This window comes from Halopseudomonas sp. T1L2, assembly GCF_055397385.1.
Genome location: NZ_AP040865.1, coordinates 582,117 through 597,495, shown reverse-complemented (window position 1 = coordinate 597,495; position 15,379 = coordinate 582,117). Strand labels below are relative to the sequence as shown.

Genomic DNA, 15,379 nt, shown 5'->3' with positions numbered 1-15,379 from the left:
GGGCGACTCCTACGCATGAACGAACACTCCTACGTCCGATCCATACATCGTTCCCTCGCCACCAAGCACCCCTCCATCTATGCGTGGAAAATCAATGACAACTACCAAGGGGGCGTAGCGGACGCCTATTACTCAGGTTCGTCTGATCACTGGGTAGAGTACAAATATGTCAAGCTGCCGAAACGCGCCGACACCGTGATAAACCTCGGCCTCAGCCAGCTCCAGCTGCTTTGGCTCGCGGCTCGTCACAGGCAAGGAAGAAAGGTAGCTGTAATCGTGGGCTCCGACCAAGGAAGTCTCATTCTGGAAAATCTGGAGTGGGAAACCCGCATAAGCAGGGAAGATTTCTGCATTCGCAGTGTTGATAAAGACAAAGTGCTCGCCTATATTGTGGATACTGCATCCAAACAGATGCATTCGTAACTGCACCGCCCAGGAGGGGACATGATCAACCGAACCACCACCGACCAAGACCGTGAAAACGCCCGTCGTCTTTTCATGCTGTGGAAGGCGAAGAAAGGACCGTTGAACCTCGACCAGAAAAAAGCAGCATCCCTGCTGGGTTACGCTTCTCAGTCGATGGTCAGCCAGCAACTGCACTGCAAAGTGGCCCTGAACACCGAGGCCATCCTCAAATGGGCGCATTTGCTGCAAGTGCCCGCAAGCGAAATCGACCCGACCCTTGGGACTTTCGGCATTGCGGACGCGACCTTACGCCGAACACGGGTCCGAGTGGTAACAACTATGTCGGGGGCTGCCCCCGGCGCATCCGAGACAGTGGAGATAGTTACCAGGATGACAAGGCAAATGTATAGCGTTTCTGTCGACATTGACGGGTTTGAGCCTTTTGCCAAAAAAGGATCGCACCTGATTGTCAGCACTGACGAAGAACCCATTTCGGGAGACGAAGTGTTCATCGTCTACAAAATGGGCGAGAAAGACATCCACCTGATCAAGCGCTTTGTAGCCACTGACAACGCCCGCGGCGTTATCGTGGTCAAAGGCCTGACCTCAGAGGAAGTCGAAGAGCTGGATGCCGGCAGGGTAACCACGCTCGACCCCATCGTCAGCGTCGAACGCCCCATTGTGAATCGCCCTATTCGACTGCGGGCCAAAGCAGCCGAATAGGAAAAAAGCCCGGCACCCCCGGGCTTTCTATTGCCAAACCATATCAGCAGAGCTAATAAAATGGACATCGAACTCCCCGATTATCTGTCCCCGAAAATCCGACTCATCAGCTACACCCGGCCCACAGAAGAAATGAGCAAACTCGGGGTCAATACCCCGCTCGAACTGATCGCCTTCTGTGCCCGCGTCAGCAACCCGGCAAACCAGCTCAACAGCGCGACAGCAGCCAAACTGATCCGCAGCCTGATCAACCGCAAAGAATGGTCACCGCTAGAAATGGTCGATGCGACCCTCGAAATCACCACAGCCCGCGATATCTCGCGTCAGCAACTGCGTCACCGCTCTGCGGTGTTCCAAGAGTTCAGCCAGCGCTATGCCAACGTCGAGGGTGATCGCCATTGTCTGCGCGAAGCTCGCCTTGAGCATCCGACCGACCGCCAGTCCAGCGTCCCGACCAACAACCCTGAGCTGGACAACGAGTGGGCGCTGTATCAGATGGAAGTGCTCTCCGCTGCCCGCCGCGCTTACGAATGGGCGCGTCGTAACAAGATCGCCAAAGAGTGCGCCCGTGTAGTGCTGCCGGAAGGCCTGACCCTCACCGACCTGCACATGAAAATGAGCATCCGGTCGTGGATTCACTACCTGGAGCTGCGCGGTGCCAACGGTACTCAAGCTGAACACCGCGATATCGCGTTGGCCATCGCTGAGGTAATTGCTGTGATCTTCCCCTACAAGGAGCTGACCCAATGAAAGCACTCCTGCTGCGCCTGTTCGGGAAAAAACCCCACCGTTGCGGCAGATGTAGGCAAGCCTTGGCAGAACTGGACCTGCGGTTTCAGACCGCAGCCAGTGCGCAAAGCGTCCTGTCCATCCGCATTGCGCGGTTTAAGCAAGACCACCCCGACCTTTGGCAAAAATACTTCTCGGCGAAGGCACCGAAATGAGCAAGGAACCGGGATATACCACCGAACCCCCGAAGGACCACAAAACCTGCGAGTGCGATCATAAGCTCGCGGGTACGGGTGCCGTTTTTTACCAAAGCACCGGCTGGATTTTCTGCACCATTTGCCAAGGTTGGCAGCGCATAAGGAAACCAATCGAATGAACACGCCCTTTGACAGCCCGGAGTGGCGGGAAACGCGCGACGCCAAGCTGCTCGCCTGGATGTGTGATGACGCAACCGCAGTGCGCTTCCTGCTCAACCTCTTTCAAATAGCCGAAGTGTGGGACGACCTGATCGACCGCGACAAGCCCATCGACGATAGCGACATCAACGATGCGTTCACGCGAGCGCTTCTCGTGCTACCGACAGACCCGTTCTACGCCCAGAACCAGTCGTTCCTGCACCCGCTGATGGTGGCCGGCGTCAACAGCTGGCTGGATGCCAACACTCTGGAACGCTACAAGGATGCCAACTGGCGTGGCTGGGCGTTCTTCCTGCGCGATTGGTACATGGAACTGGTCAGCGCCTGCATGTTCATCACCGGCGGGTGGGGGCACATGCGGGCACACAGTCTGGAAGCGCGGATGTTTTTCCAAGCCGAAGCGATGGCCGACTACCTTGAGGACGCGGCAAATGGCTGAGGCAACCGATAAACTGCTGATCGTGCAGGCGCCAATCGACAAAGTGACAGAGGCCCAGCTCGCAGAACTCATTGGCAGCACCCCAAAAGCACTGGAGCGAAAGCGCCAGCGCGGGGTGATCCCGGAAGGCGTCTATGCTTTAATTGACGGCCGTATCACATACAGCCTCAAACGGTATGACGAATGGGTAGAAAGTCAGTGGCCGGCGTCGAAACGGTGGGGGCAAGTCTCCGTATCCGCTTCACCTGGAACAAGAAACGGTACTGCGAGACGCTCCCCTACCCGGCAACTCCCGCCGGGATCAAGGCCGCCGCAGCCCTTAGAACTCAGGTAATCCAACTGATCAAGCTCGGTGTATTTGACCAGGACAAATATGCCGAGCTGTTCCCCCGTTCGCGCAGCAAGCTCCAGCACACCACCCCCACTTTCCTGGAATATGCCCAAATCTGGCTCGATAGCCTGAAAGTGACCCCGGGCACCCGGAAAAAGTACAAACAGCTCCTCAACGCCCACTGGATTCCGGCGTGGGCCAAAACACGCATAGACCAGATAACCCCAGTGGACGCCCGCAAGGTGTTCACCGCAAACGACTGGTACTCAGGCAATGTGGCCAACCGGGCGCTGACCGTCGCCAAGCAGGTGTTCAACTCGGCTGTCGTAGACGGGATCATCGACAACAACCCGATGCGGGTGCTCACGCAAACACCCGAACCCGAGCGCGACATCGACCCATTCACGGTTGAGGAACGCGACAAAATTATCGAGTGGCTTTACGCAAACTCTGACCCGACCTACGGGGCCTTTTTCGAGTTCGCGTTTTTCACCGGCATGCGGATCACAGAATTACTCGCCTTACGCTGGGCCGATGTGGACTTCGCCAGCCGCACTGTTACGGTTCGCGCAATCCTCGCTGAAAAACAGATTCACCAGCGGACAAAAACCAAGCGTGTACGGACAGTCAGATTGCTCGGCAGAGCACTGCATGCGTTGCAAGTAATGAAGCCCCTGTCAATGATGCGCAGCGAGTTCGTTTTTTGCCCGCCAATAACCAATCAACATTTGGCGAGGGATGAAGGCTATTTCACGAACACAGAATTGACCCGGTACAACTTCAAAAAAGCGTTGCGAAAACTCGGCCTGCGCGACCGCCGCCAACGAGACACTCGCCACACATTTGCAACGCTCGCTTTGATGGCTGGAGCCAAGCCCGCTTTTATCGCTCAACAGCTCGGCCACAGCGTCCGAACTTTGCTGCGTCATTACGCGAAATGGATCAATACAGTTGACGACTGGGCCGAGGTCGAAAAGCTGGAAAACAGCTATTTTGGTACGGATTTGGTACAGGACAACAGCAACAACTCGAAAACCGCTTCATAATCAATCGGTTATGGAACCATCTGCGAGACCGTGTACGTCCTCAGATGGGTATGTTCGGGTGTCGGGGGGTATCTAGTCAAGGGTTCCCAGGAGGGGATTCACCCTTGATCGCCCCCCGGCACCCTCTTTTGGTACAAAAATTGGTACGAGCCGATCACCACCACTCGACAGGACGAGACGGCCTTACCCAGATCATTGGGGTAAAGGCCGGAGTGCCGGAGCGACCGCCCCAGATGTATCGCTGGGTGCGTCCACGGTAGGTAAACATGCCGACTTCACCGTACTCCCCGTTGTAGCGTCGGTAGCGTTGGGTAGGGATCACTGAACAATAGCAATCGCTCGGGATAGACACTGGGAGTTGATAAGTCGCGGTGTACCCAATGCTCCCGGCCCCGGTACGCTGGATGTACCGCCAGTCGGAACTGGCACCAGCGCCGAAAACAACGTTCGAGTTGGAGTTAAACACAACCACCCCGTCGGCGTTGCGGACCAGAATCCCATAATCGCCAGGGCGAGGTTCCACTCCATACCCGACAACCATAAAATACCGACTCAGGTTAGGGAGGCGGCCGGCGCCAAGGTTCAGTCGCGGGTGACAAGTACGGACGAAAAATCCATTCCAGGCGCCCGGCACACCAAGTGGCCACGCCTCAAACGTCGCAGGCCACGGACGGGAGACCGACCAGCTAGAGTTACCCTCCACTGCCGGAAGCGGATGATTACTGCTGACCATAAGCATGGGCGGTAATTCGCCGGTAAGAGGGAATTGGAACCTCAACTCGAACTGCTGCCACTGCCCCCACCTACCACCTGACGGCGAGTATTTCCAATCGCCAAACAAGCTATCCCACGACTTGTAGTTCACCACCCGCAGTGGCGGGGCCACATAGATCGGATGGTTTTCGTCCAAGATCACGCGGTTAATGTTCGGATTTTCGATCAAGAGGCCGAACGTCATCCTCAACCCCCCGTGTTGCTGATATCGAGGGAACCGCCCAGACCGGCAATGTCGAGCACCGCCAAGTAGAAATCCCCGACGCCCCCGCGCCAGTTGAAATTACCGTTCGCCGTCCAGCAATAGGGAGCCATATTCGATGCAAGCGATGGGTTCGAAGGGAACAACCCAAGACCTTCCAGCCCACTGGGCAAATCGCTGAGTGGCACCGAACCAGTGCTACCGGATGGGATGTCCAGAACGCCAGTCAGGCGGACAGTGCGAATCTCCGTGGAGAATGTGACATTGCCTGCGGCATCCCAAGTCGTAATCGACGCAAGATTCATGCGTTCATATCCCCGATCTGCACACGCAACCGCCCCCGCGCATCGAACACCTTGATCACCGAGTCACGAATCTCCATGCGCCCGCCAGCGCCGGAGCCGTTCAAGGTCATGCCGCCGTTCTTGTCCAGCAGCCAGCGAGGCTGACCATTACTCGCCACCGTGTTGGATTTGATCACCCCGGCAATATTGGCGTCAGTCACGCGCAGATTTTCAACGTCAATGGCATCTGCCCGCAGTTTGCCCGACAAAGTAGTGACCGGGTTGCCGGCGGCGTCAGTGATCTTGCCGAACGTGATAGGCCCGAGCTTACCCTGCTGGATAGAAGCATCGCGGATCATCGCCGTGTCGATGTAGACCGTACCGCCGGAAATGATGAAGGGCTTCACCTTACCCACCGCAGGCGAGCCGACTGAAAACTCGTCAGCCAAAACAGCAAAACTGGACGAGAGCCCATCGTTGTAAGTGATAAACCCGGAAGCGTAATTGCCGCTCGGATCGAGTTTGATCGACCAACTATTCTGGAGCAGCGAAACGCTCTGGTTGAACTCCTCCGCCAGCATCGACTGGTCGATCTGGCCGCTCAACTGTTCAATCAGGTAGCCGATGTCTTCAAGGCGCTGTACATTAAAAGGCAGCGAGAATGCGCCCATGCGATTGTGGATGCTGACGAACCGAATCCAGTACCAATACTCGGTGATTTCGGTATCCGGCAAGCGGTCAAAGTACGCCGACCCGCGCGAACTGTTAAGCAACACTCGCTCCAGCGGATTGTTGCTCTCCGCTCGCCAAATCTCGGTGTAGCCATGCACACCGTATGCAGCGAACGGGTCCTCCCACGACAACTGGATACCGCCGAAAGCCGGCTCGGCGGTAAAGCCAAGCGGGGCCGGGGGAACAATCCGTGTCCCCTCGTCCACCACCACAACCGGTTCCAACGAAGCCCTGGCCGGCGAGCCCAGTTTGGCAATGCCAGACTCGATCAAATCCCGCTTGGTAACCCCTTCTTCCAGGGGGTCACCGCGGCGACCGAGACGCACCTCGACCGCCTCCTTGATCGCCATAAGCATGTTGCGCAGCGCCGGATCGGTATTGCGCGGTGGCTCCGGGATAGACGCCAAAGGCTTCTTGATCATTCCAGCAGCTCCCTCGGATTCTGCCCAAGCCCGATTTCGGTGACACGCCCGTCACCTGACACTTGAACCTGCCAAGTGCGCGAAGGCTGACCGCCATGCAGCACAATCGGCTGCTCATTCTGGACCTGATAGGAATGCTCGGCGCTACCGCGAACAGTCAGTGTCACCGGATACCGGGTGCTCAACACGCGAGCGCGGGAGAAATTAACCGGCGGCGTCTCAAACAGCTTCGACGCCCAAGTGAAACTGCCGCCATCTTTCGACACGACATCAAAGGCCTTGCCCGAAGTGTCCAGCAGCACAGTCACGTCGCGCTTGGCGTCGTAATACGCTTGGCGCAGCTGAGTAGGTGCCACCGGGATATCGGTTAGGGTCGAGAAACCATTGCCGTCATTCGGATCAAACATCCACCATGCCGAGCCGACGCTGAACACATAGCGGCCCTCGTAGGCAAAGGCAACAATCGCGCTCGGGTTGAAATCACGCAGCCAGGTGTTGCGGTCGATGAAATCCTTGGTCAGCACCTGGGCTTCCTGGCCGGTAACCGCGACCAGCCCATCAGTGCTGGCGTAAACGACATAACTGCCCATATCCACCATGCTCTTGGCCGACAAACATGGGTGGTTCGCGTCGATTTCAACCGGCACGGCCGACTCGGGGTCGGCACCGAACGCCCAGTATGGTTTGCCCGAAGTGGCCACCAGCAAACCGTTCTGGGTAGGCCGCAGCCCAACAATGCGGTACTTGAGCGGGTAGCGATACGCCTCCGGCCAAGCATGCGGCAGGCGAAGCGAACTGAAACACAGGATGTTGTCGTGGAAGCCCGCGACAAAATTGGAAGCGACCGGCACCATCTGCGCCAATACAGGCGGCGGCACCCAATCCATGCTGATCAGCTCCTCGCCCTCCTCACCCAGCGCGACGGTATCGTTCCACTCCAGCGTCGGCAGCGGGACATCCGCGATGAACTGCCAACGCGAAGCGGTGCCGTCATAGGCCGCGCGGTAAATCCGCCGCTTGCCATCGGTGACGTTGGTGTCGGGCAACGATTCAGCGGTGAAAGTCAGCTTGCACGAGAAATCAGCGTTGTACGGCAGCTCCACAAGGGTAGAAGCCGGCGACGGGGCACCCTCATGTCCGAACTTGTCGACATAGGTATAGATGTAAGCCACCCGCACAGTGTCGGCAGTAACCCCCTCGTCCAGCGTGAACTGGGGCACCCCGACGATTACCGCCACCTGCGGCGTTTTCATCCCCAGCTTGTAGCTGACCGGGTTGATTTTCAGCCCGCCCTGAATGTAGTTCTCCGCCACCGTAAAGCGCGGCCCAGCAGCCGTGGTGTAGTAGACCCGCCCCCAGGCGTCGCTCGGGGCCACGATAGAAGCGAACGCCTCGCCTGTGGTGTCGGTAGTGAACGCCAACCGGGTATCACCGTTGGCCGGACGCAAAATACTGCGCACGGAAGATGTCAGCGGCGAGAAAGCCGCCGAAGGCTGAACGCCAATGGTTGCGGGGCCGAGAGTGCCTGACTCAAACCCCGTGTTCCGAGCCAAAGTGCCCAGTTTATCGGCCAATCGGCGGGGTTCAATCGCCGGAGCCATGCCGCCGAAGTCAACGAGTCGCAACCTCATTTCTTACCACCAAAACGACGCTGGAGTTCGTTCTCGATGAACAATTCCATCAGGGCGATGCCGCGACCACCCATGTGGCCGGCTACACCCACCAATGCTGCCGTGGCGTAGAACGAGAAGTTCATTTCCATGCAGACGTATGCAGTGATCACGCCCGCGAAGGCTGATACTGTCCACTCGCCGATGAGTTCCATAAGGCTAAAAGGCGCCCCCTGCCGCTTGAGGCGGGAGATATAGTTCGCGGTGCCGCCCCACGCCGCGATAAGAAGGAACCACATCCACCCAATGTGGGTGGCCGAGACCAGGTTCCAGAATTTGTCCATCCATCCGCTTTCCATCAGCGCACGACCTCCGCAGGGCCAAAACCGCGCGACCAGGCGCCGTAGAGGAAGCAAGCCTTACGCAGACCGTGGTCAGCGCGGCGGTCGATATGACAAAAGCCATCGTGCAAGCCAACAGCCCACCCTTTGCTCCACGCGAGGCGGGCGAATTTCAACTTGTCTTCGTCGGGGATATGTCGCCAGCGAACGTCCATCGCGCAGCACCCGCCAGTGGGATGCGCAGGGAAATCGCAGACGTGCAGGCTGCGCGGGTGACCACCCACAGCCTTGTTGTGTTCCTTACACCGGCACACGGAGCTGGGAATCATCGCGTTGCCATACTCCAGACGCAGATCGAGCAGCGCCTCAGCGAACCCGTCAGCAAGAATCACCTTGCCGCAGTGCTTGCAACCCAGTTCCTTGTCGGTGAAATACGTTCGACCTTCATGCTCGATCATTGCGATTGCTCCGGTAATTCAAAAACAGTTTCTCGACGGTGCGGCTGCCGAAATAGAACATGAACACGGACATCAGCAGGTCACGCAACATGGTCAATACGGTTTCGGGGACATCAATGAGAAAGGCCATCGTGAAAAGGCCCATGAGGTAAATGAGGGAAATGGGGCGGATGTTCTTCGACAGACGGCTGTCGCTGGTCATGTCGGCCTGATGTCGAGCAGTAATCGCCTGCTCCAGAGCCCGAGTCAGTTCGGCTTCGTGCGCCAGTGCAGCGCTACGGATAGCCGCCAGCTCCTCGGCGGTCATGTCAGGCTTGAGTTCGACGCCGAGCTTGTCCTCGACAAACGCCTTCCCCTTCGCCTGCACAGCATCCGCCACGACTTGCAATCCGTTGGATGCAAGCTGCGAAAGGATAGGTAGAAGCAATGCTGGGATAGCCACAGGGCACCTCGTCATAACGCGCCGCCCTGCGCATATTAGCAGTGCTGATATTCTACCTTACACGAAATGACGCCGCCAGCTATAGAGCCAATGCGGCCTTCGAGATATCCACGAGCAGAATGAGGCGATCACGATCCGTCCGGTTCCAGGCGCGGTGCGCGTCCTGGTCGTTGAACATCAAAAACTCACCGTTGCACCAATGACGAATCTCACCCATCACCTGTAATGCGCAATCACCGTCCGGGCAGTCCAGCCCGAGGTGCAAACGCCAGATATCCCCGGCATTGCCCTGATGCCAACGAATCTCGGCCCCTGCGCCGAGTAGCGAAAAGCCGAAAGTCTGAATCTCAGGGCGCTGAATCGCGGCAAACTGGCCGGGGTCAACAGCCCCGAACTCGTCAGAAAAAAGCCGATGCCTGTACTTGAACGAAGACACATCCCACTGGCCTGAATAGATCGGCTCAGGCCACTCGATAAAGCGCATTGCCGCAGCGGCCTGCCGAAGCGGCTCCAGCTCGCCGGTAAGCTCGGCGCATAACTCCCGGGTGAAAGGATGCGCCGTAGGGTCAACGAACGCCATCACCCTGCTCCTCAAATACGCCGATCCCGATGGCAGTGTCAGCAGTAACAGTCCTGACTTCGCCCGGACTAAGTGGAGCCGGGTTACCGTAAATCAGCTGTGGGTGCTCGCCGTGGATAAGGTAAACCGCGCGAGCACCCTCTGCGTAAGCCAACACAACCTGATCGCCAGCCGCAATGTCCAAACGCCGCAGTGACAACGCCATTACGCACCCCCTTCACTCACAAGCGCAATAACCATGTCCTCGTCAGGGGCCAGGGTATCACCCGGCAAAACGCCGAAGCCGCGCATTTCATCTGGACCGTAAACCACAGCAAAACCAACAGCACCCGGGGCGAAGGTGTAGCTTTCCCCCGCGCGGATGATCAATCGCTCCAAGATTTTGCCCTCAAACCGAGTGAGGTCAGGCGCGGGGCTGGCGCAAAGCAGTAGGCTGGGCACTTCGGCCTCAAACTCGACCCTCGCCTTGATAAAAACGCCGTTGCAGACGGGGTTAAGCGAGCCTTCCCAGATCGTAGGCCCCTCCAGCAGCGCGTTATGCACCTTGATACGACCGCCGGGGGCAATAACCGTGGCCGAGCGCAAAGGCCCGATATCACCATCGGCAAAACCGGAAGACACGAACGGATGACCGTCCGGGTTGTAGACCTCGTATGGCTCCCCGACAGCAAGCTCCACGCGCAGGCAGGCAAGCCAAAGGTCGGGGATAATCCAGACCTTTTTCCCGGCGGAATCTACAACCGGCATTCGACGCAGCTCAGTAATCATTTGTCAGTCCTGATTTTTTGGATGAACCAGTAGGCCAAGCCATCCTGGGTGATGTCCCTCGGGTCTTCGTGGTGGCGGACATGGCGGTTCTCACCAAACGTCAGCAGGCCGTTCAACGAACCCGAGTTCTTCGGCCCCATGTCATCATGGGCGAACACGATCAGGATTTGTCCCCATAGAGCGCCGAGGCACGGGATAGCCCACGCAAAGGTCACCAGCTCAAGACCGCCAAAAAGCCAAAGCAGCGCGACATACCCGGCCAGGATGGGGTAAAACCAGCGGTGCATGAAGCGCATAAACGGCTCCTTGGCCAAACGCATCACGGCAATCGTCCCGGTGCCTTGGCTGTGGAAGCAGAAGAACAGCGCCTTCCAGCCGAGGATCACGGGTGAATGGGGGTCTTTCGGTGTATCGACGTAACGGTGATGGTCAACGTGCTGCTGCACCCACTCCAGCGGCGTCAGCAGGCTGCCCACGGTGCCAAAAAACGTACCAAACCAGCGGAACCACAGCGGCGCTTCAAAAGCCCGGTGAGCCAGCAACCTGTGCATAGTGACTACGGTTCCGACACCGGCGTAGAGGGCGTACATGGAAACGGCCAACAGCCAGTGTGCTGCGGTGCCCGTGGCCACCGCGTAAGGGATAAACGCCAGCAGACCAAGCTGCATCAGCGTCATAAAGGTGCCTTTCTGGGTCATTTGAGGTTATCCAATTTCAATGGTTCGTGTGCCGGAGGTGGGGAGGATTTGCCCCTTGCTAGTTAGCGTCCAAGTCCACCGGGTTGCCGGATAGAGCGTTTGGTTATCATTTATCTGAGCCAAATTAACCCGCTCAGCGGTCGCGTTGGCCGGCAGCAGCTCTGCGACTACCGTAGACCCGTTCTTAACGCGAAGTACGGAGAAGAAATCCAGCGGGATTGTCTGCCCCGACACGGCAAAAATGAACAGCTTAGTTGCCGCTAGATCGTTGTGCTCCTCACCCAGTATGTAGACACTAGAACCCTCTACGGTCGAAGGGGCGATAGCGCCTATCGGGTTGTTGTTGGGGACGTAGAACGGACTTCTGTAGCGGCTAAAGCACCCACGCATTTCCGGTGTAGAGAGCTTGTCGGCCACATAGGGCTGGTAGCCAATAGTCAGAGTGCCGGAGAAGAGCAAAGCACTCTTCCCGAGCAAGTCCGCCAAGCTAATCGGGCCAGAGGGAATGCCGGCCAGCGCTCGCACCTCGGCCTGATCGAGGGAAATGGGGCCGGTCAGCCCCAGTTCCGTAGCAATGTCCTGAAACGTGATCTGCCCAGAACTGGGAAGTGCCATCACGCACCTCCCTTGAGGCGATTCACTTCCGCCCGCAGCTCTTTCACCGCCTCGATCAGCAGGCCGACCATGTTGCCGTAAGCCACCGTGAGGTGCTCACCGTCGTCACTTACGGCTTCTGGCAGTACAGCCTGCACCTCCTGGGCGATCACACCGGTCTGACGGAGGTCGATATCGGTACGGTCAAACACCACACCGCGCAGCTGATCTACCTTATCCAGCGCGTTCTCGATCACCTCAATGTTGGTCTTCACCCGAATATCGGACAAGCCACCGATGTTTCCTGCCGCGTAGATAGCGCCGCCTACGCCAACACCGCCAGTGACTTTCAGCGCACCGGTAGTCGGGCTGGTCGAAGCGGTAGCGCTGGAGAGCACTACGTCACCCGTCACAGTGCCACCGGCCAACGGCAGATAGTCATGGGTATGTGAAGCATCCGCCTTACCCGCCAAAGCAAACGTCAACCGGCGAGCACTAATAGCTCGGGCAGTAGACGCCGTACCAGTGGTAATTTCCGCTTCACTGATTTCACTGTAAGTGGTGTTCGACCACGGTACGTTGACCACCAGCCGCTGATCCGCGTTCATCTGAACCGCGTAAGTACGCGATGCGCTGGATGTCACCGCGACAGGCGCGACAGTCTGCTCCACATCAGAGCCAAGCCTTACGCCGCCGGGGTTATCCGCAGTAGCCGGAGCAATCGAAAATATGGTGCCGGACAGCGACAGACCAACACCCGCTGAATATGTGGTGTCGCCGACAAGTGCCTCAGCGGGCAAACGCGCAGGGTCAAGTACGCCGGAGGTAATGTCTGATGCGCTATGGCCATGCGAGGGCAAATCCCCAGCAACCAACGCAGCGCCGGCAGTAACACGCCCTTTGGCGTCCACAGTCACCTTCGGGTAGGTGCCCGCGACCACGCCAGTGCTCGCCAAAGTGAACGCTGCTGACACGTTGGCCGACCCGTTGAAGGATACCGTCCAGCTGCCGTCGCCCGTCGCTGTGATGCTGCGAGCGGTAGTCAGCGATGCAGCAGAGCCAGTCGTGTTCTGGTTCCCCGCAGTATTCACACCCGGCAAGTTGATATTTGCCGTGCCGTCAAAACTCACGCCGCCAATAGTGCGAGCAGTCGCCAGCTTGGTCGCTGTCGCTGCATTGCCGGTAGTATTCTGGTTCAGTGTCGGGATACGCGCAGCACTGATGGTTCCGGTCGCGATGTTGGAGGCGTTAATGTTGGTCAACTGACTGCCATCACCATCGGTCGTCAGAAGCTCCTTCCAAGAGCTAACCACCCCTGAGTTCTTGGTTCGGGTGTACAGCTTGTTCGTCCTCCAGTCGCCGGCAAACTGGAACATGAAGGAAGAGTTGTAGGCCATAGTAAGCAGGGCATGATCGGTGCCGGTAGGCTTATCAGTCGCGCCGGACGACAGGTAATTCACGCTAAAGCCACCTGCGGCCGACACGTCAGCGGTCGAGGTCGAATAGCTTGCCAGACCGATAGGGAACAGCGGTCTTGCGAGAGAAAAAGTGGTGCCGGCAAGCGACAACCCAGTGCCGGCTGAATAGGTTGTGTCGCCGATCAAAGCGGCAGCCGGGAGTCGCGCGGTGTCGATTGTGCCGGTGAGAGCGCTCGCGTTGATCGCAGTCAGCAGGCTACCGTCACCCGAGAACTTCGGCGCAGTAAGAACGCCTGTTGACCCTTTGAACGTGATATCGGTATGGCTGTAGATGACGCCACCGGCATTGATCGTCAGCGGGTATTCGCCAGAAAACGAGGTGCCGATGCTCGCCAGCTTGGTCGCAGTCGCCGCGTTACCTGTGGTGTTCTGGTTCCCCGTAACATTCACACCCGGCAGGTTGATATTGGCAGAGCCATCGAAGCTCACGCCGCCGATAGTGCGAGCAGTCGCCAGCTTTGCAGCGCTGAGCACACTCTTCTCATTGTCAGCGATGTTATCCACGTTACCCAGACCGACATCAGCCGCGGTTGGCTTGTTGGCCGTAGTGTAGAAAGTGTGCCAAGGCCCCCAAACAGTGTCACTGGTGGCTGTGCGAATGCCTACCGCCCCGTTGTCTCCGAACGCCAGCTGGGAGGACAAACCGCCGCTGGTGCCGACCCACGCATCGAGGTTTAGGAGCCGGTGGTAGGTGCCGCCACCAGCGGTAAAGCCGGTTGTCGCGTTGTACTTGAAGTGATACGTAACGCCATCGTTTTCGTACTCAGCCGGGATTGGGTCCTGGCTCCGTGTGTCCTTCCGGGCCAAGGCGCCGGCTGATCCGGCGGTGTTCTGGTTCAGCGTTGGGATGCGAGCGGCATTGAGGGTGCCGGAGACAATCTTGGAGGCATCGAGCGATGGGATGTCGGACGCCGACAACGCCGCCCCGCCAGTCACTCGCCCTTTGGCGTCAACCGTCACCTTCGGATATGTGCCCGCCGTTACACCGCTGTTAGCGAGAGTCATTGCGAAAGCTACCGCAGTTGAGCCGTCAACTGACGCCCCCCCAGATACATCGCCAGTAAATACCAGTGAGCGCGACGTACCCCACTTCTGGGTTGTAATATCTGCGGTGCCGTTAAAAGAGGTGCCGTTGATCGTGCGGGCAGTCGTCAGCCTCGCAGCAGACCCGGTGGTATCCTGGTTTAGCGTCGGGATACGAGCCGCCGCCAGCACTCCAGTGGTGATTTTCGATGCATCGAGTGCAGGGATATCAGCCGCAGTAAGACCGTCAATCGCCGCCTGGATCGCCGCATCGAACTCCGCCACGGTGAGAGTCATCATCGCGAAGGTGTCGATGCCCCAGGCCAAGCCGACTGTACCCTCCAGACCGCGGGTCACCCCGGTCAGGGTATAAGGGCCAGTGCCAGTGCGCCCGGTATAGGTGATCACCTCAAACGCCATAGGGCGACCGGGAGAATCAGTCAGTACCAGGCGACCGCCGTCAACCGGAGGTGCCTTGAAGCCGCCCACTGGCGCTTTGACAGACAGCGTGGTTTGGGTGTCGGTAGCAGCCGCAGCCAGCTGTACCTGAACAAAGTTCGCTCGGCTCATTTATTTCGTACCTTAATCTGGAACTCGACCTCCTTGGCGCGATCCTGCTCAGTTCGGACGAGGCAGGTAACCTTGTAATCAGTGAAATCCGTGCCACCGCCGAGCCACACCTTGAAGCGCGTGGGCTGCTCGCCGACCAGCACCACATCTGGATGCGGTGCGGGGCCGACAACCAACGCCGGTACGGGCTCGGTGCGACTGGTAATGGTGATGTCAACGCTCTGGATATCATCGCCAGGGATATCAGCGAACCAGCCGCTCATATCCACGTCGTAATCCAGCACGTCGCCGGGTTGCTTATTGAAAACGCTCAT

At 58.2% G+C, this 15,379-nt stretch carries 20 protein-coding genes; 6 read left to right on the top strand and 14 right to left on the bottom strand.

The genetic code is table 11. From position 1 onward, the window contains the following. Positions 1–15: 15 nt before the first annotated feature. From ACZ5WQ_RS02860 to ACZ5WQ_RS02835, 6 genes are all read left to right on the top strand, one after another. Entirely contained in the window at positions 16–423 is a 408-nt protein-coding gene (locus tag ACZ5WQ_RS02860; protein ID WP_464383065.1) for a hypothetical protein, read from the top strand. A 21-nt stretch (positions 424–444) separates the two neighbouring features. After that, positions 445–1,128: a hypothetical protein gene (locus tag ACZ5WQ_RS02855; RefSeq protein ID WP_464383064.1), complete on the top strand. Its 684-nt coding sequence runs from the start codon at positions 445–447 to the stop codon at positions 1,126–1,128. 60 nt (positions 1,129–1,188) lie between these two features. After that, complete coding sequence (gene thyX, locus ACZ5WQ_RS02850) at positions 1,189–1,878, top strand: FAD-dependent thymidylate synthase (RefSeq protein WP_464383063.1); 690 nt, start codon at positions 1,189–1,191, stop codon at positions 1,876–1,878. Continuing rightward, positions 1,875–2,072: a hypothetical protein gene (locus ACZ5WQ_RS02845; RefSeq protein WP_464383062.1), complete on the top strand. Its 198-nt coding sequence runs from the start codon at positions 1,875–1,877 to the stop codon at positions 2,070–2,072. Before thyX ends, ACZ5WQ_RS02845 begins: the two co-directional genes overlap by 4 nt. Before the next feature lie 157 nt (positions 2,073–2,229). Beyond that, positions 2,230–2,712, top strand: coding sequence for a hypothetical protein (locus ACZ5WQ_RS02840; RefSeq protein ID WP_464383061.1), 483 nt, complete (start codon positions 2,230–2,232; stop codon positions 2,710–2,712). Between the two features lie 198 nt (positions 2,713–2,910). Further along, complete coding sequence (locus ACZ5WQ_RS02835; protein WP_464383060.1) at positions 2,911–4,089, top strand: tyrosine-type recombinase/integrase; 1,179 nt, start codon at positions 2,911–2,913, stop codon at positions 4,087–4,089. 154 nt (positions 4,090–4,243) lie between these two features. Here the strand turns inward: ACZ5WQ_RS02835 and ACZ5WQ_RS02830 are convergent, their stop codons facing one another. The 14 genes from ACZ5WQ_RS02830 to ACZ5WQ_RS02765 form a co-directional block, all read right to left on the bottom strand. Next, complete coding sequence (locus ACZ5WQ_RS02830) at positions 4,244–4,411, bottom strand: hypothetical protein (RefSeq protein WP_464383127.1); 168 nt, start codon at positions 4,409–4,411, stop codon at positions 4,244–4,246. 638 nt (positions 4,412–5,049) lie between these two features. Beyond that, positions 5,050–5,370: a hypothetical protein gene (locus ACZ5WQ_RS02825; RefSeq protein ID WP_464383126.1), complete on the bottom strand. Its 321-nt coding sequence runs from the start codon at positions 5,368–5,370 to the stop codon at positions 5,050–5,052. Further along, entirely contained in the window at positions 5,367–6,503 is a 1,137-nt protein-coding gene (locus ACZ5WQ_RS02820; RefSeq protein WP_464383125.1) for a phage tail tip fiber protein, read from the bottom strand. Before ACZ5WQ_RS02820 ends, ACZ5WQ_RS02825 begins: the two co-directional genes overlap by 4 nt. After that, a complete protein-coding gene (locus ACZ5WQ_RS02815) occupies positions 6,500–8,104 on the bottom strand; it encodes a hypothetical protein (RefSeq protein ID WP_464383124.1) in 1,605 nt (534 codons plus the stop codon). The genes ACZ5WQ_RS02820 and ACZ5WQ_RS02815 overlap by 4 nt, the downstream gene beginning before the upstream one ends. A gap of 26 nt (positions 8,105–8,130) precedes the next feature. Then, entirely contained in the window at positions 8,131–8,457 is a 327-nt protein-coding gene (locus ACZ5WQ_RS02810) for a phage holin family protein (protein WP_464383123.1), read from the bottom strand. 14 nt (positions 8,458–8,471) lie between these two features. Further along, entirely contained in the window at positions 8,472–8,912 is a 441-nt protein-coding gene (locus tag ACZ5WQ_RS02805; RefSeq protein WP_464383122.1) for a D-Ala-D-Ala carboxypeptidase family metallohydrolase, read from the bottom strand. Then, positions 8,899–9,291 carry a hypothetical protein gene (locus tag ACZ5WQ_RS02800; protein WP_464383121.1) on the bottom strand — a complete coding sequence of 131 codons (393 nt, stop codon included), beginning with the start codon at positions 9,289–9,291 and terminating at the stop codon, positions 8,899–8,901. Before ACZ5WQ_RS02800 ends, ACZ5WQ_RS02805 begins: the two co-directional genes overlap by 14 nt. Positions 9,292–9,433: 142 nt before the next feature. Further along, positions 9,434–9,934, bottom strand: coding sequence for an aspartyl/asparaginyl beta-hydroxylase domain-containing protein (locus tag ACZ5WQ_RS02795; protein WP_464383120.1), 501 nt, complete (start codon positions 9,932–9,934; stop codon positions 9,434–9,436). Beyond that, positions 9,921–10,139 (bottom strand): hypothetical protein, encoded by a 219-nt coding sequence (locus ACZ5WQ_RS02790; protein ID WP_464383119.1) that lies wholly within the window; start codon positions 10,137–10,139, stop codon positions 9,921–9,923. Before ACZ5WQ_RS02790 ends, ACZ5WQ_RS02795 begins: the two co-directional genes overlap by 14 nt. Further along, the gene (locus ACZ5WQ_RS02785; RefSeq protein ID WP_464383118.1) at positions 10,139–10,702 is read right to left on the bottom strand and encodes a hypothetical protein; all 564 of its coding nucleotides are present in this window, start codon (positions 10,700–10,702) and stop codon (positions 10,139–10,141) included. The genes ACZ5WQ_RS02790 and ACZ5WQ_RS02785 overlap by 1 nt, the downstream gene beginning before the upstream one ends. After that, positions 10,699–11,400 (bottom strand): fatty acid desaturase, encoded by a 702-nt coding sequence (locus tag ACZ5WQ_RS02780; protein WP_464383117.1) that lies wholly within the window; start codon positions 11,398–11,400, stop codon positions 10,699–10,701. Before ACZ5WQ_RS02780 ends, ACZ5WQ_RS02785 begins: the two co-directional genes overlap by 4 nt. Positions 11,401–11,406: 6 nt before the next feature. Continuing rightward, on the bottom strand, positions 11,407–12,015 hold the full coding sequence (locus ACZ5WQ_RS02775) for a hypothetical protein (RefSeq protein ID WP_464383116.1): 609 nt from the start codon (positions 12,013–12,015) through the stop codon (positions 11,407–11,409). Beyond that, entirely contained in the window at positions 12,015–15,065 is a 3,051-nt protein-coding gene (locus ACZ5WQ_RS02770; protein WP_464383115.1) for a tail fiber domain-containing protein, read from the bottom strand. The genes ACZ5WQ_RS02775 and ACZ5WQ_RS02770 overlap by 1 nt, the downstream gene beginning before the upstream one ends. Continuing rightward, positions 15,062–15,379 (bottom strand): phage fiber-tail adaptor protein, encoded by a 318-nt coding sequence (locus tag ACZ5WQ_RS02765; RefSeq protein WP_464383114.1) that lies wholly within the window; start codon positions 15,377–15,379, stop codon positions 15,062–15,064. Before ACZ5WQ_RS02765 ends, ACZ5WQ_RS02770 begins: the two co-directional genes overlap by 4 nt.

What these genes read in the sequence shown, in the direction of transcription:
- ACZ5WQ_RS02810 (WP_464383123.1), bottom strand. Translation starts at nt 8,457, where the DNA reads ATGGACAAATTCTGGAACCTGGTCTCGGCCACCCACATTGGGTGGATG.
- ACZ5WQ_RS02785 (WP_464383118.1), bottom strand. Translation starts at nt 10,702, where the DNA reads ATGATTACTGAGCTGCGTCGAATGCCGGTTGTAGATTCCGCCGGGAAA.
- ACZ5WQ_RS02845 (WP_464383062.1), top strand. Translation starts at nt 1,875, where the DNA reads ATGAAAGCACTCCTGCTGCGCCTGTTCGGGAAAAAACCCCACCGTTGC.
- ACZ5WQ_RS02770 (WP_464383115.1), bottom strand. Translation starts at nt 15,065, where the DNA reads ATGAGCCGAGCGAACTTTGTTCAGGTACAGCTGGCTGCGGCTGCTACC.
- ACZ5WQ_RS02820 (WP_464383125.1), bottom strand. Translation starts at nt 6,503, where the DNA reads ATGATCAAGAAGCCTTTGGCGTCTATCCCGGAGCCACCGCGCAATACC.
- ACZ5WQ_RS02780 (WP_464383117.1), bottom strand. Translation starts at nt 11,400, where the DNA reads ATGACCCAGAAAGGCACCTTTATGACGCTGATGCAGCTTGGTCTGCTG.
- ACZ5WQ_RS02790 (WP_464383119.1), bottom strand. Translation starts at nt 10,139, where the DNA reads ATGGCGTTGTCACTGCGGCGTTTGGACATTGCGGCTGGCGATCAGGTT.
- ACZ5WQ_RS02765 (WP_464383114.1), bottom strand. Translation starts at nt 15,379, where the DNA reads ATGAGCGTTTTCAATAAGCAACCCGGCGACGTGCTGGATTACGACGTG.
- ACZ5WQ_RS02815 (WP_464383124.1), bottom strand. Translation starts at nt 8,104, where the DNA reads ATGGCTCCGGCGATTGAACCCCGCCGATTGGCCGATAAACTGGGCACT.
- ACZ5WQ_RS02795 (WP_464383120.1), bottom strand. Translation starts at nt 9,934, where the DNA reads ATGGCGTTCGTTGACCCTACGGCGCATCCTTTCACCCGGGAGTTATGC.
- ACZ5WQ_RS02860 (WP_464383065.1), top strand. Translation starts at nt 16, where the DNA reads ATGAACGAACACTCCTACGTCCGATCCATACATCGTTCCCTCGCCACC.
- ACZ5WQ_RS02825 (WP_464383126.1), bottom strand. Translation starts at nt 5,370, where the DNA reads ATGAATCTTGCGTCGATTACGACTTGGGATGCCGCAGGCAATGTCACA.
- ACZ5WQ_RS02805 (WP_464383122.1), bottom strand. Translation starts at nt 8,912, where the DNA reads ATGATCGAGCATGAAGGTCGAACGTATTTCACCGACAAGGAACTGGGT.
- thyX (WP_464383063.1), top strand. Translation starts at nt 1,189, where the DNA reads ATGGACATCGAACTCCCCGATTATCTGTCCCCGAAAATCCGACTCATC.
- ACZ5WQ_RS02855 (WP_464383064.1), top strand. Translation starts at nt 445, where the DNA reads ATGATCAACCGAACCACCACCGACCAAGACCGTGAAAACGCCCGTCGT.
- ACZ5WQ_RS02775 (WP_464383116.1), bottom strand. Translation starts at nt 12,015, where the DNA reads ATGGCACTTCCCAGTTCTGGGCAGATCACGTTTCAGGACATTGCTACG.
- ACZ5WQ_RS02840 (WP_464383061.1), top strand. Translation starts at nt 2,230, where the DNA reads ATGAACACGCCCTTTGACAGCCCGGAGTGGCGGGAAACGCGCGACGCC.